General features: G+C 41.4%; 19 protein-coding genes and 1 pseudogene. 7 read left to right on the forward strand and 13 right to left on the reverse strand.

Going from position 1 to position 21,711, the window contains the following annotated elements; translation table 11 throughout:
• Positions 1-31: 31 nt before the first annotated feature.
• The 8 genes and pseudogenes from H571_RS16070 to H571_RS0102050 form a co-directional block, all read right to left on the reverse strand.
• A pseudogene (locus tag H571_RS16070) lies at positions 32-121 on the reverse strand (hypothetical protein); the annotation flags it as partial.
• Complete coding sequence (locus H571_RS13880) at positions 121-2,589, reverse strand: DNA methyltransferase (RefSeq protein WP_051168077.1); 2,469 nt, start codon at positions 2,587-2,589, stop codon at positions 121-123. The pseudogene H571_RS16070 and the gene H571_RS13880, both read right to left, overlap by 1 nt.
• Positions 2,590-2,664: 75 nt before the next feature.
• On the reverse strand, positions 2,665-3,624 hold the full coding sequence (locus H571_RS13885) for an Abi family protein (protein WP_051168078.1): 960 nt from the start codon (positions 3,622-3,624) through the stop codon (positions 2,665-2,667).
• 154 nt (positions 3,625-3,778) lie between these two features.
• Positions 3,779-6,628 (reverse strand): SNF2-related protein, encoded by a 2,850-nt coding sequence (locus H571_RS0102025; protein ID WP_036217272.1) that lies wholly within the window; start codon positions 6,626-6,628, stop codon positions 3,779-3,781.
• A 45-nt stretch (positions 6,629-6,673) separates the two neighbouring features.
• Entirely contained in the window at positions 6,674-7,219 is a 546-nt protein-coding gene (locus H571_RS0102030; protein WP_027847850.1) for a hypothetical protein, read from the reverse strand.
• Positions 7,220-7,479: 260 nt separating this feature from the next.
• On the reverse strand, positions 7,480-8,223 hold the full coding sequence (locus tag H571_RS0102040) for a hypothetical protein (RefSeq protein ID WP_027847851.1): 744 nt from the start codon (positions 8,221-8,223) through the stop codon (positions 7,480-7,482).
• A gap of 20 nt (positions 8,224-8,243) precedes the next feature.
• A complete protein-coding gene (locus H571_RS0102045; protein WP_027847852.1) occupies positions 8,244-9,167 on the reverse strand; it encodes an ADP-ribosylglycohydrolase family protein in 924 nt (307 codons plus the stop codon).
• A gap of 24 nt (positions 9,168-9,191) precedes the next feature.
• Entirely contained in the window at positions 9,192-10,109 is a 918-nt protein-coding gene (locus tag H571_RS0102050; RefSeq protein ID WP_027847853.1) for a metallophosphoesterase, read from the reverse strand.
• 152 nt (positions 10,110-10,261) lie between these two features.
• On the opposite strand from H571_RS0102050, the gene H571_RS0102055 reads away from it, so the two are divergent.
• On the forward strand, positions 10,262-10,498 hold the full coding sequence (locus H571_RS0102055; protein WP_160169810.1) for a helix-turn-helix transcriptional regulator: 237 nt from the start codon (positions 10,262-10,264) through the stop codon (positions 10,496-10,498).
• Positions 10,491-11,726 (forward strand): type II toxin-antitoxin system HipA family toxin, encoded by a 1,236-nt coding sequence (locus H571_RS0102060; protein WP_036217277.1) that lies wholly within the window; start codon positions 10,491-10,493, stop codon positions 11,724-11,726. The genes H571_RS0102055 and H571_RS0102060 overlap by 8 nt, the downstream gene beginning before the upstream one ends.
• 13 nt (positions 11,727-11,739) lie before the next feature.
• On the opposite strand, the gene H571_RS0102065 is transcribed toward H571_RS0102060, so the two are convergent.
• Genes H571_RS0102065 through H571_RS13890 form a run of 4 tightly spaced genes read right to left on the reverse strand, consistent with a single transcriptional unit; the run spans position 11,740 to position 15,368 of the window.
• The gene (locus H571_RS0102065; protein WP_027847856.1) at positions 11,740-12,300 is read right to left on the reverse strand and encodes a hypothetical protein; all 561 of its coding nucleotides are present in this window, start codon (positions 12,298-12,300) and stop codon (positions 11,740-11,742) included.
• Positions 12,272-12,925, reverse strand: coding sequence for a hypothetical protein (locus H571_RS0102070; protein WP_027847857.1), 654 nt, complete (start codon positions 12,923-12,925; stop codon positions 12,272-12,274). Before H571_RS0102070 ends, H571_RS0102065 begins: the two co-directional genes overlap by 29 nt.
• Before the next feature lie 8 nt (positions 12,926-12,933).
• Complete coding sequence (locus tag H571_RS0102075) at positions 12,934-14,208, reverse strand: vWA domain-containing protein (RefSeq protein ID WP_027847858.1); 1,275 nt, start codon at positions 14,206-14,208, stop codon at positions 12,934-12,936.
• Positions 14,205-15,368: an ATP-binding protein gene (locus H571_RS13890; RefSeq protein ID WP_084482618.1), complete on the reverse strand. Its 1,164-nt coding sequence runs from the start codon at positions 15,366-15,368 to the stop codon at positions 14,205-14,207. The genes H571_RS0102075 and H571_RS13890 overlap by 4 nt, the downstream gene beginning before the upstream one ends.
• 108 nt (positions 15,369-15,476) lie before the next feature.
• Here H571_RS13890 and H571_RS0102085 point away from each other — a divergent pair, with 108 nt between their 5' ends.
• Positions 15,477-16,421: an ADP-ribosylglycohydrolase family protein gene (locus H571_RS0102085; RefSeq protein WP_051168080.1), complete on the forward strand. Its 945-nt coding sequence runs from the start codon at positions 15,477-15,479 to the stop codon at positions 16,419-16,421.
• Complete coding sequence (locus H571_RS0102090) at positions 16,418-17,455, forward strand: WYL domain-containing protein (protein ID WP_027847860.1); 1,038 nt, start codon at positions 16,418-16,420, stop codon at positions 17,453-17,455. Before H571_RS0102085 ends, H571_RS0102090 begins: the two co-directional genes overlap by 4 nt.
• Positions 17,456-17,470: 15 nt before the next feature.
• Here H571_RS0102090 and H571_RS0102095 read toward each other — a convergent pair whose 3' ends face one another.
• On the reverse strand, positions 17,471-17,854 hold the full coding sequence (locus tag H571_RS0102095) for a transcriptional regulator (RefSeq protein ID WP_027847861.1): 384 nt from the start codon (positions 17,852-17,854) through the stop codon (positions 17,471-17,473).
• A gap of 112 nt (positions 17,855-17,966) precedes the next feature.
• Here H571_RS0102095 and H571_RS0102100 point away from each other — a divergent pair, with 112 nt between their 5' ends.
• The 3 genes from H571_RS0102100 (at position 17,967) to H571_RS0102115 (ending at position 21,691) form a co-directional block, all read left to right on the forward strand.
• Positions 17,967-19,895, forward strand: coding sequence for an acyltransferase family protein (locus tag H571_RS0102100; RefSeq protein WP_027847862.1), 1,929 nt, complete (start codon positions 17,967-17,969; stop codon positions 19,893-19,895).
• 228 nt (positions 19,896-20,123) lie between these two features.
• Positions 20,124-20,447: a helix-turn-helix domain-containing protein gene (locus H571_RS0102110; protein WP_027847863.1), complete on the forward strand. Its 324-nt coding sequence runs from the start codon at positions 20,124-20,126 to the stop codon at positions 20,445-20,447.
• Positions 20,444-21,691, forward strand: a complete 1,248-nt coding sequence (locus tag H571_RS0102115; protein WP_027847864.1) for a type II toxin-antitoxin system HipA family toxin — start codon at positions 20,444-20,446, stop codon at positions 21,689-21,691. Before H571_RS0102110 ends, H571_RS0102115 begins: the two co-directional genes overlap by 4 nt.
• Positions 21,692-21,711 lie beyond the last annotated feature (20 nt).

The following is a 21,711-nucleotide window of genomic DNA, read 5'->3' on the forward strand; positions in this document are numbered from 1 at the left end:
TACGCTGTCCGTTATCCTCACGATTTAAATTGATTACTGCATGACCTGTGGTGCCAGAGCCAGCAAAATAGTCTAAACAATAGTCTTGATTGTTTGCTACAAGTCCAAATGCTTTTTGAATTAAACTGAATGGTTTTTTTCATTAGGAAACGAAACATCCCCTTCTTTAGCAACATTATTATATTGAATATCCATCCATAAGTTTCCAGCATTTATTTTTTCAAATATTTCACTGTCGATCTCTACGGTATCTTTTAACCAAGTAAATAATCTTCTACTAGGTCCTTTATAGTAAAGATTGGTGATTTTTCCTTGGTTTCTACCACTCTTAGGTATGTACATAATGCTAATAAGATCGGTTTCTATGTCAACACTATTATCAATCACTCTTTGCCGAACTGATGACTGAGCATTAGTAGTATCAAAAATCTTGTTTATATATGAGTAATATGCTTCTTTTAAATTACCATCAAACTCTTTTTTTGCTATAGAGTTTATGGATTCGAATTTATAACCTGTATGTTTATAAAGAATTATTTCGTCACCGTAACCATCTTTAAATTTACGTGATACTTCTTTACTGCCTTCATTAATCATTACCTGAACATATTTCCAATTTTTCCCTTCACTCTCCATGTCATCAATAAAATCCATTAGCTCAGTTTTATCATAGACACTACCTGATATCTTAAAATCACTCTGATTTTTTGAGTGTAGTAAAAGATATTCAACACTATTTTTTAGAGATTTTCCATGATGACTTCCAGACACCCCAGCAACTTTCGTTTTTAAAGCAATTTGATTTATAAAGTTGCCATTACCAAATATATCATTACTCAACTTTGATAAATTACCTAGTTCGTTTTCATCTATACTTGTAAAGTTAACACCATCATTACTAATAAAATTAGTGCTTTTTGAAATTCTGTTTTCCATAAATGAAATCCAGCTAGAACTCTGGTAGCTATCTTTATATACGAACCCATCACTACCAGTATTATATGGTGGGTCGATATAGATACATTTTACTTTCTCTTTATAACCCTCTTGTAGCAAGTTCAAAGCCTGAAAGTTTTCTGAATGAACAATCAAGCCATCGCATTGCTTATCAAACTCTTCAATACTGGCTATTAGATGCGCTTTAAACTCTTCATCAAAAAACTGGGTATCTAGTACTAGGTTTTGATTAGCTTTTAAAAACTCTACTGTTAATGGTTTGCTAAAAGTTGGGTTAGTTAAATCGCCTTCTACTTCATCAAGAGCAAAAAGTTTAATCCATTCGGCTAGCTGCGCTGTGTTTTCAATAATGGCTGAGTACAGCACTTCTGGAACCCGGTCTAGGGTAATACAGTAGTTGGTTTCAGTAACAAACTTCTTTTTTAGCCAGAGTTTTTTCTGAAAGTTTTCTAGCTGGGCTAAAAAGGTAATAATTTTTTCGCCTAGGTTACGAATAACATCAAGTTTACTAAGCAGTGGAGCTAAACGTGCAGGGTTGTTTTTTAAGGCAGCAATATCATCCCATTGCATTAGTTCGTTTTTTATATAGAAATCGAGTTCTCTAGTTAAAAAGCCACCTAAATCTTTATGAATAAAATAGTCGAAGGTGTTTTTCTTGGTGTAGTTGTTAAGCTGGCCCACTAGGGTGGAGTAGTCAGCAAAATTTCCATCAGTTTTAAGGTAGGGTTTAGTTAAAAGTGTTAACCAGTTTGCTGGTAACTGGCTGTTTTCACCTAGTAGCAACTCTTGTGCAATACTAACTAAATGCGCTTGAGTTGGTGGGTTCTTTTTAGCTGCGGCTGTGGCGCTATTTTTTACTTCTTCTGTCCAGTCATTTAGTGTTGCTGGCCTAAATTTAAAACGGCAATGCAACTCTTTAAAGGTTTTTTCTTCACCATCAAGCAATTCAAAAGGTTGTTCTGCATCTAGCACAAAAACACGTTTGTTATCATCGGCTTCTTTATTATTGTCCTTAGCACCTGCCTCTGCATCAACTAACTTAAAGTGTACTCTTAAAGGGTCTTCGCCTTGCTGAGCTGCTGGGTTTAAACGGAAGCTGTAGTCGCGTAGTGTTTCGCTACTTTTAATATAGTATTGGTCTTTATTTGCCCAGTGCATTACTACTTCTTCGCCCTGATAAGGAATAGCATAGGTGCCTTCCTTGTACATACGGCGAGAAATAAAATCACCTTCATCATAGTAACGGCTAAAAAAGGTAACTAAGGCATTGTAAACTTCGCCTTCTTCACGAGCGGTATCAAAGCCACCTTCTAATTGGTTTTTAAGTTTAATTACTTCTTCGTCTTGCTTGATCTGCTCTTCTGACCGACGTGCCGCACGTAGGCCATTAATAATATCTTCAAGTTCTTGCTCTAACTGGGCTTTATCTTGCCCTGCAAAGTCAGCAAAGGCATCTTGTGCAATGCTGGGTAAATCTTGCTCGATAAAGCGGTTAATATCGTCTTTACGCGCATGCATAATGCGGTATAAACCAAAATCCAATTCGGGTTGATCAAGTTGGAACATATCTTTTAATAAGGCTGCAAATTTTTCTCTTTGCTGCTTAGCTCTGACTTCTTGGGTTGTGGGCATAACTTCTTACCTTTTAATTTTTAAATTAATTGCCAATTTATTACAAATAATGGTGTTGTTTTGAAAGTTTGTTAGCTAAAAATCAAACCTGCTTTGTTTATAAGGTTTTTTTAGAGCTTCTAATGCATCTAAGCTAGAGGCAGGCAAGCCATAGTATTTAAGGTCGCTTTCTAGCTCTGTAAATAGGTTAGTTATTTCATTTATCCATTGGGTTGTTGGCGATATTTCTTTCATAAGCCAAGCAAGAATACAAATAAAGTTAAAAACAGCGTTATTTTTTTGTAAGGGTAGTTTTTTGTCTTTTTTAGGTGGCATGGTTAGCTTACGTGCAAACAAGCGACCATGATGAGCGCAAATATTTCGCACAATTACTAGGCTATGTAACCATGACTCTAAAGTAATGGGTGATAAATCTAGCTGTTTTGCAATGTTTTTTCTGTCTTTACTAATAGCTAGGTGTTCGTATATTTTTGACCAGCTACCTAATGAAAGAACTTCTGCTAACATCCAACTGGGTGGGTAGTCGGGCGTAGTGTAATGCTGATAATAATGCCTTATAAACAACTCACGACCTTTGTCTTGTTCACTATCTTTAGCTGCTTTTTTTCTTGTGATACGTGCTATTTCTTTTAATAGGTTTTCATGGCTAAAGTTTATGCTTGATTTGAATAAGGTCGGCTCAAGGTACCAGTGTGCAGATTGATACTTTTCACAAAGTGTTTGAATAATTATGCTGCGTACTGCTACTTCTATGCGCTCTATGGCAGCTAAAACTAAAAGACGTAGCTTGCGGTCAACAATGTAGGCATTTAATAGCTGCTTGAAGTGGGTGTGTTGCCGGTATTTACCAAGGCGTTGACCCTCGTGATATTGTTCAAAAGCTAGCCCGTAACCAACAAGGCGATAGTAGCCAATATCACGTAGGTATTTTTGTGTTCGAGCATCGTTTTCAATAACCAAACCTTTGTTAGCTAATTTTTGTATAAGCTCTGGGATAGTTAAAGGTTTTTTATCGAAAATACGTTTATTAGACATAAAAAAACCCGCACTGGTACGCTTGTGTCAGAGGCGTTGCGGGTGTTGTTAATAAGAACTTTAACAAAACCACGCCTAGGGCGCAAACAAAAAGAAGCTGCCGTTTGAATAAACTGATTGCGAGTAAGCTCTTAGTTACCACTTTCAAACCCTGTTAAATAATTTCAAATTGCACTTTAAAAAGCGGTTGGGTATGGCTTTGTTGGTGCATGCGTTTTTCTAGTGCGGTTATTAGTTGGTCGCGTCGTTCTTCTATAGCATCTTCTACATCAAAAATTCCATTGCGTTGCTTACGCTGTTGGTTTTCAAGCTTTTTTAGCGTTTCTTGGGCTGTTTTTTGTTCTTCTATGCTGGCTGCTAACCTTGCTTGGCGCTTGGCATCACGCAATTTAATTTTGGTATCTTCTAATGCTTGTTCGGCAGATAGCAGCTGGTCTTCTGCCCAAGCTTCTAGCTTTTCTTGTTCTCTTTTAAAATGCACCGTATTTTCTTCTAGTGCTTTGCTTAAAGCTACCTCAAGTTGCCTTTTTATTTGCTGGTTAAAAGCTTCAGGCAGGTTTGCAGAAGAGGGTTGAGTTGTAGTGGTTAAGTTAAATAAGCGCTCACAGGCTTCTTGGTCTAGCAGTTCATTGGCATCGGTTAGACCACTAAAAACTAGGTGCTCTTCTCGTTGAAAGCTTTCTAATTCAAGTAGGTTAAGTGCTAGCCAGCCGGTTTTGCTGGTTAAGTTTTCTAGCACTGATATTTTGCCTGCATAACCGGATAAATCAAAAGTAACTTTTGCCAAAGGGCAGGTTTGTGTGCGACCGCTGTTTAGTACGTATTCACCTAAGGGGTGGGTTAGGCGGTAGGTGTAGCTGTTTTTATCGGTTAGCTGGTTTTTTTGTATTAGCTGATATTCGCCTGTGGGTGCTGCTATGCCTAAGGTTGGCTGCAAATTAAAAGTTAGGTTTTGTTCATTAAATGCTGCGTGTTGCTTTAATACAAAGCGGGTTAGCTGCCAGAACATGCGCTGCATTTTGTCTAGGTGGGCAACGGCTTTTTCTTTTTGCAGTCTTAAGCGTTCGTGTACTTGTTCGTCAAAGTTTTCTAATAGTTTTTCTTCTGTGTCTTTAAGGCGCTTGCTAATACTTTCTTCTAATTCTTCTTGCAGGGTGTCAAAAGCGGTTTGTATTTCTTTGGGTGTGCGGCAGGTGTCGTATATAGAGGCCATGCGCTTTTCTAAATTAATGTTGGCTTCTAGGTGGCCTATAAGTTCATCAGACGCACCAAACAGGCCTTCAAATAGCTCAAGCTTTTCTGTTAAAAGCTCGATTACGCGCTGGTCTGCTGAGTTGCGTTGGTTTAAAAAGTTTATAACAACTACATCGTGCTTTTGACCATAGCGGTGGCAGCGGCCAATACGCTGTTCGATTCTTTGAGGATTCCACGGTAAATCGTAGTTTATTACTAGGCTGCAAAACTGTAGGTTTATCCCTTCTGCAGCCGCTTCGGTGGCAATAAGTATTTCAGCATCGGTTTTAAAATAATCAATAATGGCTGAACGTTTATCTATGGCAGGGCTGCCGGTAATTTTATCGCTGTTTTGGTTTTCTTTTATCCAGCGTTGGTAAATGCCGGTTATAGCTGCTGATGCGTTAGTTCCGCTAAAGCTAAGGGTTTTATTGGCGTAGCCATGTTGTTCTAGGTGTTGTTGTAAGTAGTCTTGAGTGCGCCTAGATTCAGTGAAAATAACTGCTTTACGGGCTGCTCCCATAGCAGACATACGTTCAAAGCCTATCTCTAGTGCTTTAACCAGTGCATGGGTTTTAACATCGCTTTTAATGCTTTGGGCTAGGGTTAGATAAGACTCTAGTTCAGCTATTTCACCTTGTAGCTGGGTTAAATCAACAGGGTTTTCTTGTTCTTCTTCTGGGCTTTCTTCTAGTTCTAGTTCATCAAGCCATTCTTCATCGAGTTCTTCTTCGCTTATTAGCTGATTAAACCAACTGGTTTGTTGGCGGGTGTCTTCTTTTAGTTGATTTAAACGTTTAAGCAGTGTGCTAAGGGTTTGTATAACGGCTTCGGTAGATGACGCCAGTAGTTTGCGAATAACTAAAGAAACTAAGTGCCTTTGTTGCCTAGGTACGCCATAAGTGCCGGAACGCTGTAAATAGGCTGAGAGTAAGTCATAAAGCCGTTGTTCTTCATCGCTTGGGCTAAAGGGAATGGTGATGGCTTTACGTTCTGTGTATTTAATGTATTCGAACACTTGGCGACGTAAGGTGCGCTGGCTAAATTCTTTAAGGCGGTGGCGTAAGCCGGTTATATCTGGCCCATTACGAATAAATTGTTTACGAAAGCTGGTTAAATCACCAAATAGTTGCTCGTCAATCAGTGTTGATAGCCCGTAGAGTTCTATTAATGAGTTTTGTAATGGCGTGGCGGTTAAGAGTAGTTTGCGTGAACCTACCAGTGCAGACTTAATTGCTTGCCCCAATACATTGCTTTCGCGGTGGGCATTACGCAATTTGTGGGCTTCATCTATAACGACTAAATCCCAAGGGGTTGTGCGTAATTTATCTGCCATACGAGCAGCATAATGGTAAGAAACAATCAGTATTTTTTGCTGGTCGAAGGGGTTATAAATGCCTTCTTTACGCAAATCTTTATAAGTTCGTGCATCTAATACTTGGGTGGGTAAGTGAAACTTTTCGCTTAATTCATTAGCCCATTGTTTACGCAGGGCAGCAGGGCAAATAACAAGTAAGTGACGGCGGCGTTCTGCCCAATATTGGCAAAGTACTAGTGCTGCTTCAATGGTTTTACCTAGGCCTACTTCATCGGCTAGTAGCACACCTTTACTTAAGGGGTTTTGTAATGCAAAAAGAGCGGCATCTATTTGGTGGGGGTTAAGGTCTACGGCAGCATCAAAAAGTGAAGATGAAATACGGTCTACATCCCCTCCGCTTTTTTGTCTAGTTAATTCATAAGCAAAGTACTTTGCATGGTATTCACTAATCATCCTGAACCAGCCATCCTTTATTTAGTAAGTTACTTAACACGTTTTTTACAGCAGTTCTTTTAGCCTAGTAACCAGCTTGCCTTCTTTATACTGATAGGCGTTTTCTTGTTTCAGTAGATCAAAAAAGCGTTCGGCATTTATGTTATTAGGCTTATCTTTAAAGTAGTGGTCTATTTCACCTTTCATAAAAGCAACAAACTCAGGCAGCAAAGCTAAAACTTGATCAAGCTCTACTTCTTTTTCACGCTCTGGTGCCCAAATGATTTTAAATGGGTCTAAATGGTGCGCACTAAATAAGCGAGATCTACCAAACTTAGGGCAGTTAGTTTCTCTTCGCCAAGCTGGGTAGTTATCACGAAAATGGGTGTAAATGCATTGGTCCATTAACACAACCATAAATAATGACAGTATAAATTTGGGGCGTTCATCAGCAGGTACATGGGCTAAATCAGCTTTAACATTATCCCAAGAATTACCACCAAAAAATACTGCTTGAGGATCCCTCATACGATTGCGAACAGTTTCATTTGGCTGGGTGAAGTTTATTTGACGCAGCGCTGTGGTGAAATGGTTATAAAAATAGTCTTTCATTTTTCATCCTTGGTCTTTAGTTATTCTTCTTCGCCATTAATTAAAATACTGGTTAACCACCAAACGAACCCAAACAAGGTAACCCAAAGTGCTCTGGTTGTTAAGGATTTATCTTTACCAAAGATATTTTGAATAGCAGCTAGGGCTACTAGCGGTAAAACAAGTGCATAAATAACTTTAAAGGGTGCAACCAGTAGCCCTGAAAAAATGCCAAAATAGCTAGGCCAATAACAATTTCCATTAATAACCTCCTTTTTTAACTAAACGCTTTGTTGGTATTTATTAAATAGCTCTACCAGCTTATTAATGGCTTGGCTTTCTCCTGCTGTATAAGTGGTTTTTAAAATCTCCATTACCTCCAGTGAAAACTCTGGCTCGTCTTCTTCACCTTCGTCTTCATCAGGCACTAGCAGCTTGCCTTGGGTGGCTGGAAACCTTTCATCAAACAGGCTTAGGTTTTGGATTATTAAGCTTAAAGCATGGGTGATAACTTCGATTACCCAAGTGTCTTTAAGCAGGTTTTTTGTGTGCCAGTATTGAATCCAGTCATCTAGTTCGGGTGTGGCGGCGGGATCATCAAAGAGCGCACGAAAATCTTCAAGGCTAGAGCCTGCTATATCAATAGCTATTAACTTGTTACCTGTGCTTAAGCCTTCTAATATTTTGTGTTTGGTTTTTTCTAATAATGCCAGCATTTCACGGCGTTTTAGCTGGGTAGCGCAGGTATGAATAATTTGCCAATCTGTAAACCAAACCGTAAAACTTTCACGGGCGCTTAGTCCGTCTGTATTCCATGACCATTTTTTTGGCATTTTAAAGCTGCGCATTTTTTTGTGTTTATTGCTTTTTTTGTGGCGCATAACTAGGTGTTGGCGTGTGTTCCATACCCAATTAAGTGAAGCTTTGGTTAGCATTAAATCCCTTAGCTCGGTGAGTGCTAACGGAAGACTTTCAACAGCTTTTTCTTCTAGGGCGCTGCGCATTGCTTGACGGTTGAATTTCATGGGTGTTTCTCCTTAAATTATTAAGCTGCTTCTAGTTGTTGGTTAAGTGCTAAAAGTGCATCGGCTAGGTCGGTTATGTCTTTGCGCCAGGCAAGTTTTTTTAACCAGGCTTTGGGTAACTGTTCTTCACCGTAAGCAGCACCGGCTAATTGCCCGGCAATAGCTGCGACGGTATCGGCATCACCACCTAGGTTGGCGGCTAGCAGTAGGGTGGATTCTAAATCTTCGCCTTGCCAACAAGCCCAAAGGGCATTTTCTAGCGCTTCAATAACGTAAAAACCATCGCCTAGGTGTTCTCTTTTTAGGTGTAAGTATTCACCGTTGAGTATTCTTTGAATAGCAGTGCTTTTGGGTAAGCCTGGGTGTTCTGGGTTCATTAACACGCTGCGTAGGCTTTCGCCGCTGATTACTCTGTCTAGAATGTTGGCAAAAACTAAAGCTGCATCTATACAGTCGGGGCTGGCGTGGGTGGTGCGGGTGCTGTCGATTACCCAGCGCCATATCAGGGTTTGTTGGCCGTGGGCTGCCAAAACCGCTGGCGCTAAGCGCATTAGAGCACCATTGCCGCTCATGCTGGGGTTGGTGTCGCCTGCCCAAGGGTCGTCGCTTAGGTTGAATCTTGCTAAAGCGCGGTGAGTGGCGTTGCCTATATCGAAGCAGTCGCCAGTGCAGCTCATGTAGCCTTCGCTGTACCAACGCCAGTAGCGTTGCATTTGGTCTTTGGCGCAAAAGCCTTGTTTTTCTACCAAGCTTCTAGCAAGGCATAGGGCTAGGCTGGTGTCGTCTGTCCATTGGCCTGCTTCTAGGTTCCAGCAGCCGCCAGAGCTCATGCCGGTTAGGGGTTCAAAGCTGTCGCGTCTTCTAAATTCTACTGGTGCACCTAGCGCATCGCCGCAAGCTAAACCCAGCAGAGCACCGCGGTAAGCAGAAGTTAAGTTTTTCATTTTGCTTCTCCTAATTAAGTGGGTTTAGCGTTTAACAGCAACAAAGTGCTGGGGGTGAATTGCTTGGCCAACAGTGTGGCGATAAGCAACTAAAGTGCCGCCATAGGCAACGCCAAAGTCGGTGCAAACTTGAAACTCGCTGATGGGTTCTAATTTAGCCTTGGGCAGCAAGCCGTAATGACCAAAGAAAACCGGCGCATCAGAAGTGGGCGGTGCTAAATCCTTTTGTAGGGGAACTTCTGAAAATTCATAGTCTGCAACTGGGTCGTGCCACCAGCGCACACGTTGTCTGCGTGTAATAAAACCACTGCGGTCGGGCTTATCTAAAGGTGTGTGTTGGCAACCAGCCACGATTAAATCGATAGCGTAATAAACGGGGTTGCCTTTTCTTATGCAGGCATTGAGCGCAGCATCATTTAGGCTGGTAATTTTGGCCTTCTTGAGGCACTCAATGGCTTTATCGTCCCAGCAAGCATGAACTACACGTAAATCTGGTTCATCTATCCATAGGGGCTGTTTCTTTAACCAAATTAGTGCTTCTGCTAGCGCTTCTTGCTGGCTAATTAATTCGTCTGCAAGGGTGTTATAGTCATAAAAATGATGGTCAAGTAAATAATCAAACAGGTCATAAGCAAAGTCTTCATCTTGCCAGTCCAGTAGTGAATCTTGCACTGTGCGTAATAAATTAAGCTCGTGGTTGCCTACCACGGCTTGGGCAGCACCAGCTTCTACCATGGCTTTAATTTGGAGTAATACCTGGCCTGCTTCTGGGCCTTTATCAATTAAGTCGCCTACAAAAATGGCTTGGCGTTCTGGGTGTTGCCATACGCCTTGTTCTTGCTGGTAACCTAAGTTGGCTAGTAGCTGGTTAAGTAGCTGTAATTCACCGTGTACATCACCAATAATGTCGAAGTGCTTTGCTGTTTGATTTATGGCTGTCATCCTGTTTCTCCTAAGTGAACTTAAGAATAACCCGCCGATGCGACAATCAGTGTCGCTCATAATTTTTATTATTTATAAATACTTAAATATGAGTATAATGCTTGAATAAAGGCTAGATATACTTATATTTGATACTTTTTAGGGTGAATGCTTTGGCGCTAGTACAGCTAGGAAACAACTTAAGGGCGGCTCGTAAAAAACACTTCCCTAGAGATGATTTAAACGCTTTTGCGTTACGCATAGGTGTAAGTCGAGCTACTTTACAGCGTATGGAGAAAGGGGATTTAAGTGTTTCTATGGGGAGATATTACCAAGCTGCACAGGTGCTAGGGTTAGAAGAGCCTTTTATGCAACTTCTGGAATTGCCAGTGAGCCTATTTGATGATTAAGCGTTTTGATCTTTATCTAAATACTGCAGAACTAGGTGTTATTCATTTAGCTGATGTTGCTTTGCAAGAAGAGCAAGGCACGGTTAGCAGGGTAGGCTTTCGCTACACAGCTAAATACCTTAATCATCCTCAAGCTTTTGCTATAGACTCAGCCCAGTTACCTTTAAGCAATAAAGAATTTAACTTAACTTGCAAACAAGCTGCACCTGCTTTTATTGATGATTATTTGCCTGATGCTTGGGGCAGAAAAGTATTAACGCGCTTAGCAATGCAACACTATAAACAACGCTTAAATGCTAACTGTATTAGCGAAATGCTTAGTTTTTCTCAACAGGTTCATAGCCGTATTGGTGCCTTGTGTTTTGTTGAGCAGGGACAAGCACCTAATTATGCTGTAGGTATTTCACTTGAACAATTACAGAAGGCAGAGTTAACAGCGCATAAAATTGATCAACAAGATTTTGTGAACTTGGATGTTAATGCTATAGGGCTAATGTACTTAGCTAACTCGGGTTCTGGTGTAGGAGGTGCAAGGCCTAAAGCTTTGGTGCATGACCAAACTTCAGCTTATTTAGCTAAATTTAACCGTACCAGCGACCCTTACAATAATGCACGAATAGAGCTGGCTTGCTTACTAATGGCGCAGGGTGCAGGTATTAATATCGGTAAAGGTAAAGTTGTTACTGATATTAACCAACGTGATGTTTTGCTCCTTAACCGCTTCGATATTTTGCGTACTACTCGCCATCATTTAATTACTGCCAATGGTTTGCTTAAGCAACCTAATACACAGCAAGACCCGGGTTACAGCTTTAGTTACGATGATTTGTACCGGCTTTTGCAGCGTTATTCTTTCAATATAGAAGAAGATTTAGAGCAGCTTTTAAGGCTTATGTTATTTAATGGTGCAATCAATAATACCGATGATCACGAGCGTAACTTTAGCTTTATTCACACTGCTCAGGGTTATCAGTTAGCACCAGCTTATGATTTGGTGCCGAGTATGGTTTTAGGTGAATACCATGCAGCAGGTTTTGATTACAAGCCCTACCTTCCTACTCTTACTGAAGCCGAGAAAATGAGCAAAATATTTGGTTTACCTAAAAGTAAGGTTAGTGCTATCGCTCAGGAAGTACGCCATGCAATTGAGCAATGGTTTAGTTATGCAGAACAAGCGGGTGTTAGTGAAGAGCAGGCGCAAAGGGTTCAGCAAGTCTTTAAAACCTAAACTTAAGTTTATCTTAGTCATTTTCTTTCGTAGTCAACTGACTAAAAGCTAGCGTTAGTGCGCGTTGCCTTAGTTTTTGTGGGTCGAGTTCGCTAAAGTCGATTGAGGGGTCGCAGTTGGTTTGCATTTGTTCGCTGGTTTGGCTGCCAATTATTTTTAGGTAGCTTCTGATTTGTTGTACTACTTCTTGCTGGTCTTCTTTTACATCTTTAGCTGGGTTGGCGTTCAGTTCTAAAAAGGTTTTTTCTAGTGCTTCGAGTTGCCAAGGCAGGGGCGTGCAGAGGTAAACATAGTGGCTAAAAAGCGGGTGATGTTTAAATTTAGCTAGCCATTGGTAAATGGGGTCTTGGTGGGGGCGTAGCAGTAATGGCCTAGCTTCTTGCGGGCTGCTGGTTTGTAAAAAATGACTGTAAGCCGTTAGCCAATCTTTTAGGCGGGCGTTAAGTTGCACTTGCATAGGGTCGTTGAAAGTTTCGCTTGCCTGATTCGATTTGTGGGCATTTTTATTTAACCAAAGGGCTAGCCCTTCGAGTTGGTAGCGTTCTTCAAGCAGTGGCCAGGTAGTTTTTTGCATTGCCTTCCTCTTGGGTGGTTGGGTTGGGGCTGCTAAAAGCTAGGCTTAGCGCTCTTTGTTGTAAGCCATAAATATTTAGGTCGTTAAGGCTTATGTCTTCTTGCCAAGGGAGCATGCCTTCTAGTTTTTCGCTTGCTTGGCTGCCGAGCATTTTTAAATACACACGTATTGAAGGCGCGTTTGCTCGCCAAGCTAGGGTGAGTGCATCCATTGTCCAAGGTAAAGGAACGCATAAATAAATGTAGTGAGCCAGAACTTTAGGCGGTGGGTTTTGCTGGCTTAACCACTGGTAAAGCGTGTCTTGGTGCCTTGCTAGTTGAAACAAGCGCCTATGACCTAGTTGGTCTTTTTCTTGGCAATTAGCTGCATATTTTTCTAACCAAACATCTAAGCGCTTGAGTAGGTTTTCTTCCATGTGCAGTGTGTGTTGGCTGCGATTGCCATAAAACTGCCAGCGGTCGATGGGGTGGCTATGCAGTAACCAAGTAGCTAGCCCTTCTAAAAGAACACGCTCATTTTTTAAGTATTCTTCTTGTGCTTGTTTTTCAAGCTCTTCAGGAGTTGGGGCTGTATCAAAATCATCAAAAAGTGAATCAAAGCTTCCTAAAAAATCATCTTCAGTCATAAGCACTCCTAGTCACTGGTTGAATTGTTTAAGTAAACAGCATTGCCCCATTCTGCAGGTTGTTCGCCATCTTCGGTTAGTACCCAAAGCACTGGGTAGCTAGGCGGGTGAGCTGGCGCTGGGCCAAAGCCATCCGTCAGGTAAATAAAGCAGTCGGGCTGCATACTGGCGGCACGTTCAAAAGGTGGAATTAAGCTAGTGCCACCGCCGCCTACCACTTCAAAATCATCTAATTTATGCAGGTCTTCAGAGCTAAGTTGTTGCTCGTGGGTAATTTCGGTGCTGCATTGTATTAGCGTGAGTTCAACCTTGTCGAAGCTGGTTAACAGGCTTTTTAATTCGCTAACAAAGGCGGGTAGTTCATCGGCTGTACTGCCGCTAATATCCAGCGCCACTACTAGCTGTAGGCGACTGCCTTGCATGCCGGGCAAAATAACTTTGCGGTGCAGGTGGCGGCGTGAAGGCCTGTTCCAGCTGCGGCTACCGCCATAAGTACGCTGCACAAATTGGCGCAGGGTTTGCTGCCAAGGCACTTGCGGTATAACTCGTTCGTTTATCCACCGTTTAAGTGTTTCGGGCAGGTTGCCGTATTGTTGCGAAGCTTGGCTGGCAGCTACTAGGCGTTCTTGCCATTCACGCTTAACCTGTTCACCACCTGAGCCGGGCGCATAGTCTGGGTCTAAAACCCACTGCTTGTTTTCTTCTCCCTCTTCGCCAGAGCTGTTGCCTTTTCCAGCTGAATGGTCGCCAGCAATGGGGTTGTGCAGGTCAAAGCTTTGTTGCAGGTTCGCTTCTTTAGGGTTGGCTAATAGCCACTCATAGATATTTTCTGCACTGGGCGTGGTGTCTGGGTGTTGGGCTAGGTATTTTTTAAACAGCACTGCGTTGGATGGCATACTAAAACCATCTTGTACCAAAAGGCTGTTCACCTCATGGTCGGTGGCTAAATTCCATAAGCGATGGTCTCTGCCCAGCGCTCTATCAAAGTGCTTAGCAACACAGTGCCAAACCTCATGGGCGAGCACAAACAGCCGGTTATCTGGGTTGAGCTGTTGTAAAAATAACGGATTAAAAAATACCCGTTCACCATCCGTGGCGGCGGTGGGTAGGCGTGAATCGACCACCGGAATAAGCTCTAGGTGCAAGGCTAGGCTGGCAGTAAAAGGGTGCTGCAATAATAGGCGAGCACGGTCATCTACCCAAGCTTGTAACATGGCTTGTTTAAGCGCCTGTTCTTCTTCGTTAGGCAACCTAAAGCTATTTTTGGTGGCCGCTTCAATCATAGTGAGTTACCTGCCATTTGTGGTAGCGCCTGGGTTGTTTGGCCATCTTCTTTATCAAAACAATGTTGCTGAGCACGAGCTAACACCTGCCCATGCAGTTTTGACCAAGCGTCAAACTGGCCGTGAGAAAAAATAGCCTCCGCACGGGCGAGTTGTTCGGCTTCATCTTTACCGTCCATTGCATCCATCATGGCCATAGTGGCAAAGTCACTGGGTAGCTTTAGGCCAATTCTAAAAAAGTGCTCTAGGTAAATTCTTTGTTGTTTTTCATCTTCCGCACGCCATAGGTGATAACCCAAAGCAGCACAAAGGGCGAAGCGTTGGTCGGCACGTTCGGGCAACTGAAAGCTAATTTCGCCTTTTAGCAAGGCTTGAATATCCGGCAACTCGTCTGCCCAACGGCAAAAGGCTAGAAATTCTGTGGCACTGGCTTCACCCACTAGGCCATGCACCATTAGCGCAAAAGAATCTTGGCTTAATAACTGCTTGTGGGTCATTAAACGAGCAACCCTTTCCCAGCTGCGGGGGCTAGGCCAGCCACGTTCTAGGTTGCCTTGCATACTAAAAAAGGCCTGAGGGCGAAAACGTAAAAAAGCCGTTACACTAGGGTTAAGTGCTTGGCTAGAGGCCCAGCGCACCCATTCGTCTAGGTTAGGTGCTAACTCTAGGTGGCAAAAACGGTTCGCTAAAGCACTCGAAAGCGTCATGGCTACGGCTCTGTCTTCAGAACGGTTACCTGCCGCACAAATTAGCCAGCCATCGGGTACTTTATAAAGGTCGCCAAGGCGGCGGTCTAAAATAAATTCATAGGCAGCCACTTGTAGCATTCGGTCGGCAGCGGTGAGTTCATCAAACAAAATAATGCCACGGCTGTTAGGGTCTCTGGGCCATTCAGAAGAAAGCAGCCAGCGCACTTCATCGCCTTCGGGCACAGGTAAACCACGCAGGTCTACAGGTTCACGCTGGGCAAGGCGCACATCAATAAAATCAACGCCCTGCTCTTTGCAAAGCTCACGAATAACCGTGCTTTTGCCCACCCCAGGCGGCCCCCACAACATAATGGGCGGTAACTGAGCGGCCATTTCTGGGTGCTGCCAAAGTAGTTGTAATTGGTGTTTAATGATTTCTTGTGTTTGAGTTAGGCTAGCGGTTTGGCTCATGTGTTTTCTCCCTGTCGATGCTTCAACTATAAACTGAGGTAGCGACAAACTAGGTCGCACTTAGTTAGACTAAGCAGTTAACATTACCTTTGGTTACCGGAATAATCTATGCCTAATACAAATAACTCATTACTTATTCACCGTGCGGAAGGGGCGTTACTTGGCCATGCGTTAGGTAATGCCTTGGGCTTGGGTTATGAATCTTGCAGCCGTGAAACCCTGCCCTTTATTGACCGCCTAGCTATGCCGGGGCGTTTTCTTCCTCCAGGCAGTTGGTCGGATGACACAGGTTTAATGTTGAGCTTGGCTTATAGCTTGTTAGAAAAAGGCTTTGAGCCGGAAGACCAAATGCTGCGCTATTTAGCTTGGCAAGATAAAAAAGCCGATAAACGCTGCTGGCCTTTAGAGACACCGCCGCCACCTTTAGGCAGTTCAACCCAAGCCGCGCTGGAAAAATTTCGCCATACTGATGAAGTGTTTAGTGGTAATACTTCCAACTATTCAGCAGGTAATGGCGGCTTAATGCGTTTATTGCCCTTGGTGATTTGGAATTTAAACCTAGCCGATGAAGGTAAGTTTTTACAGCAGGTAGCCGATGCAACACGCACCACCCACGGCAGCTTAATTTGCATAGAAGCCAGCCAGCTACTGGCTTTATTATTGCGCCATATTTTGTTGCGTGATGAAACCGCTGAGATAGAAACTTGCCTGTTAGCTTTTGCAGATGCCTATTGGGAAGATGAAGATATTGGCGCTTTAGCTGCCGGTGATTATTTAACTAAGCCAGAAGCTGCGATACGTTCAGGCGGTTATGTTTTAGAAACTTTAGAAGCTGCTTTATGGGCTTTTTCAACCAGTTCAACAGCAAAAGAAGCACTAATAACCGCAGTAAATTTGGGTGGTGACTGCGATACCGTAGCGGCCATTACCGGCTCCTTAGCTGGCGCTTGGTATGGCGTTGAACAGCTGCCAGAAGATTGGCTAGATGATTTAGTCGAAGCCAGCAGTATTAAAGCCTTGGGTAAAAAGTTATTAAAAGGGGCAGCGGCATGAGCGAGGCTAACAAGGAAAAGTTTAAATTCGAGCTGCTAATGCTCGAAGTATTAGAAGCCCACCCTAAAGGCATTACTGCACGAGAATTAACCCAAGCCATTCGAGAACTTGCTGAAGAACGTAGACTAGAAGAACTGATTAATTCACCAGAAGACAACTTAAAGCGCCGAGTTGAACGCAACCTTACAAAACTAAAAGCCACCTATGGTGATTTAATCGACCTAGATGATTTGCAAAAGCCTTATATATGGCGCTGTGTAGGTTCGCAATCACTTATACCTAATTTATTTAAAGCCGATTTACAGCTGGCGCTTTATTTACACCTGCACCAACAACGCACCCTGCAACTACTGCCCAGCAACCTACAAGAAAAACTCCGCAAGCTAAATGCTTTTGGCAGTTTTAATCTTGAAGCCCATTTTTCTGAATTAACCCAATTATTTAGCCGTGCTTTAAGCATTACCAAAGACTCTATTCACCCTGAATTTCCTCCTGTATTAGAAGAAGTACACCAAACCCTATTAGATGCATTAAAAAACGAACAATATTTAGATATAACCTACCAAGCCTTAGCAGGTGAGCAAAAATTAAGCCGCCTACTGCCGCTTAAACTGGTGGTTTTAAAAGACCGGCTGTTTTTATTGGCAGTACAAAAGAGCGCTAGTGAGCCAGAACCTGTTTTGTTAGCACTGCATAGAATGGCCAGTGCAAAACAGGTTGGGTTGTATTTGAATTTATCAGAATTTGAGGCAGAAACCACCCTAAGGAAAATGCTGGGTACAGGCGCAAGCAGCCAAAAATTAGAATTACAAGTGACCGCAGAACTGGCCGATTACCTGCTAGATTACCCTTTAGGCATAGGCATGAAATTAACACCCCTAGCCGAAACAACCAGCCCTTACACCCACCAACTCACCTGCTGGATAGAACTAGGAACAGACTTTAAATACTGGTTAACACAGCACCAAAACCAGCTAAAGGTTATGGGTTCAGAAAGGGTAAAAAGGTGGTTAAAGCGGTTAGAGAAGGGGTAGTAAAGTTTTAGCTTTTTAAGGCTTAGCCAAAGCATAAATAATTTCACCGACCATTTTTCGCTTTTCTGGCGGCAAAGATAAAAACACCTCCATTGCTTGGCGCTCTTCAGGCGTCATAGCAGCATCCCAGCGCTTACGCTGTTGCTTTACCGAGCCGTGCAACTTTTCACCAAAACGCAACCAGTGCGGGTCTACATTTAGCCACTCGGCTAAAACCTGCAATCTGTCTTGGGCTGGAATAGATTCCCCTAATAACCAGCGCCTTACAGCCTGGACGGATACAGACTTACCCCAGTAGCGTTGGTTAAATTCTTTTTCTAATACAACAGGGCGAGTTGCGTAACCAGCGGCAAGCATAGCCTCGGTAAGACGTTCACTAAATAATTTGGCTTCATTCATGTAACAGGAACTTAAATGAATAAACAACCAAGTAAGCAATTTGATTGTCTCAAAAGTAACCGAAACTTACTTTTTTTGTTAAACTGCTGTGAATTTTTTAACGGACAAAAAAATGACACCAGCATTTACATACAGAAAAGAGTTAGATGGCTTAAGGGCTATAGCGGTACTAGCAGTTATTGTTTACCACGCGGAGCTTAGCTGGAAAGGCTTTAGCCTGTTACCAGGTGGGTTTTTAGGCGTAGATATTTTCTTTGTTCTATCAGGCTACTTGATTACAGGGATTTTATGGGAGAAAAATAGAAGTCTTTTTTCTTTTTATAAAGGTAGAGTGGATAGGATTTATCCAGCATTGTTACTACTGCTATTTTTTAGCAGTTTAGTTTCTTATAAAATCTTAATACCTGGAGACTTGCTAGCTACAGTGGAGTCAATTAAAGGCTCTTTAGGTTTTTATGCTAACTATATTTTTATGCATGAAGACTCATATATAGCAGAAAGTAGTAAATACAAACCTTTACTACATATTTGGAGTTTAGGTGTTGAGTGGCAGTTTTACTTAGCTTTTCCTTTACTAATACTTTTTATTAAAAAGTTTTTTGCTGAAAATTTGACTGAAATACTTGTTTTATTGATTGCTGCTTCATTTTTTTATTGTTTGCATCTTCTTGACCGTAACTCAACTTATGCTTTTTACTCAACTCCATCACGAATTTGGGAATTATTTGCCGGGGGTTTAGCTTATCAATTAAGTAAAAACTCAGATAATAGTAAGCTAAAAGGAGGCCTAGCAACTACAGGTGTAATAGTTATTTCTTATTCATTTTTATTTTACAAGGATAGTGATAATCACCCTGGATTTATCAGCTTGGTAGCTGTTTTAGGCAGTATGTTTTATATAGTGTTTGTAAATAAGGAAAGTCTTGTTTATAAAGTTCTCAGTTTTAAGCCGGTGGTTTATTTGGGTTTGATTTCTTACTCACTATATTTGTATCATCAGCCACTACAAGTTTATTATAGGTTTTATTTTGGAGAGTTTGGCAACAAGGTTTTTTTAGTCTTGCTAGCATTGACTTTTATTTTAGCTTATCTTTCCTATAAGTTTTTTGAAGACCCAATGCGAAAATCAAAAAACAACTTTAAGTACCTAGTTTTATTAACTTTGGCTTTAGTTGTTTACTCCTTTGCAAATGGAGCTATAAACACCAAGGGCTACCCTAAAAGACAACCACAAGAGATTAGAGATGCTTTAAGCTACTTCAGTGTAGCAGAGTATAGGGCTTTATTGGATGATAATAATAAAAGCTGTAATATGTTAGACCCTAAGGATGCTTGTTATTTTGATAATGGAAAACCGCATTTGGTAGCAGTGGGCGATTCTTTTGTTGGTGTTTTTACAAGAATCTTAAAAGAGCAAAAAAACTTTATATCTTTAACGAGTTTTCAACATGAGCAATGTCCGTTAATGAGTACGCCATTATGGTTTAGCAATATGCCAAACTGTTGGGAAATTAATAAAGCAAGGTGGGCTGAATTAAAAAAATTAAAGTCGGCAAATGTTTTATTAGGTGTTAATTATAACTATATGTATAACGTTAAACATTCTAAAGATAATTTTGTAAAGGGTGAGTCTAACCTGACTGCTAAAGCTAGCAAAGAAACTGCCTATAATTCATTCAAAGGAACAATAGAGAAGCTTATTTATTTAGGTCATAAACCTATTGTTTTATTAATGCCACCAAGACCTAATATTGATGTACGAAAGGAATTAGTACGGAAAGTGCAGTCTGGTATATTGTATTTCAAAAATGAGTATAATGCAGAGTCTACTTCAAGCATTGATAAAGACGTAAGATTATATTTGAAAGGCCTTGATGTTAGTTTTATTGATTTGAATGATAGAATGTGTGATAAAGATAAGGGATGCTTAATTTTTAATGAAAAAGGTGGTCTTTATAATGGTGGGCAACATTTATCTTATTATGGAGCAGAGCTTTTCATTAAGGATATCTTGAAAAATATAGGTGAACGTATCGATTAATTTGAGCAAAAAGAAGGTTGTTTGTTTTGTGAATTTGGCGTGGGGCGTTGTGTTTTTAGCCAGCGCAGCTTAGAAGCACAGCCCCTAAGCCTTAAACAAAATAAATACCTGCACTTCCCACCCCTTACTTGCAACTATTTTGACCTACCCTCAAGTAAAGCAACTAATCTATTGCTTAGCTTGCATTAAGAAGCTAATGTGTTGCTTATATGTCAAGAGGCAACTTATATGCTTACAAAGTTAGGTTCACTACACCAGCAGCTTAAACAAAGACGACTTGCATTGGGTTTAAAACAGAGTGATATGCTGATGCGTGTTGGTATGTCACGTCAGCAGTATCAGCGTTTAGAATCACAAGGTAATCCAAGATTAGATACGCTAGAGTTAGTTGCCAAAGGCTTAAATGGTCAGGTGGTTTTTATTCCACAAGAAAAACTAAGCGAGGTAATGGCGGTGTTAAATCAAAAACAACACGAGCCTAGCCAGCATTATGAAAACTCGTTACCGCTAGCAGATGACCCATGGCAAGGCTTGTTGGGAGATAGTGAGTGAAAGTCACAGTTCTTAAGTTAAGCTTACATGGCCAGCTAGTTGGTTATTTGGCTGGCTTTCAAAATGGCAAAAATGTTTTTAGTTTTTCTGAAGAGTTTAAAGAAAACTTAAGCCGTCCTACCTTAAGCTTAATTACCCACCCCGCATTTCCTTATGTAGAAAAGCTATTAGCAGAACCTTGGGTAAGAAAGCAACGCTTGTACCCCACTCTTTCCAATTTGTTGCCAGAAGGTGCGCTACGAGAGTTAATTACACAAAGACTTAAAGTACATATAGATAATGAGTTTCATCTGCTTTCTTACCTAGGTAACGATTTACCAGGTGCTTTAATAGCAGAGCCTATGGAGCCAGAACTGGTGCCAGATTACATTTTGGCACCTTACGGCAAGGTTAAGGCAGTACTCTTTGACAAGGTGCAGCTAAATAACAAGTTTTCATTGGCAGGCGTTCAGATGAAGTTTTCTATGACAGAAAAGGATGGACGCTACAACTTATCAGATAATAATATTTTGGGTGATTGGATAATTAAAACGCCCTCAACAAAGCATCGAGATGTACCTGTAAATGAATACACGGCTATGAGGCTTGCCCAGTTGGTCGGTGTTAATATTCCAGAAGTTAAACTAGTTCAGCTGAGCAAGTTGGATAATTTACCACCCATTAACTTACCCGATGAAGAGCTAGCTTTTGCTATCAAACGTTTTGACCGTGATGATGGTAGACGAGTTCATATGGAAGACTTTGCTCAAGTGCTGGTTAAGTACCCTCATGAAAAATACAACTCAGCAAACTATGAGCAGATTGGCCGCATTATTTATCGTTTTTCAGGTAACGGACTAGTCGATATACAGCAATTTTCTAAGCGCTTATTAGTCAATATTTTGCTTGCCAATGGTGATGCTCATCTTAAAAACTGGAGCCTAATTTATGCTGATAAAATCACACCTAGATTATCACCTGCCTACGATATTTTAACGACTAGTGTTTATATTGAAGAAGAAAAACAGTTTGCGTTGAATTTAGGTAAAACTAAAGACTGGTACAGTGTTTCTTTAGCACATTTTCAATCTTGGGCAAAAAGTGCAGGAATACCTTGGCGAACTATTCAATCACATTTAGATGATGTTATGGATAAAGCTAGAAGCCTTTGGCCAAATGCAATGAAGGAATTGCCCATGAATGAAGCGCATAAACTGCAACTAAAAGAACATTGGAAATTACTACACAAAGATTTTCGTATTTAGGTCGTCAGTGAAACTGTTCT

It is taken from the genome of Marinospirillum minutulum DSM 6287, assembly GCF_000422325.1.
GTDB classification, from domain to species: domain Bacteria; phylum Pseudomonadota; class Gammaproteobacteria; order Pseudomonadales; family Halomonadaceae; genus Marinospirillum; species Marinospirillum minutulum.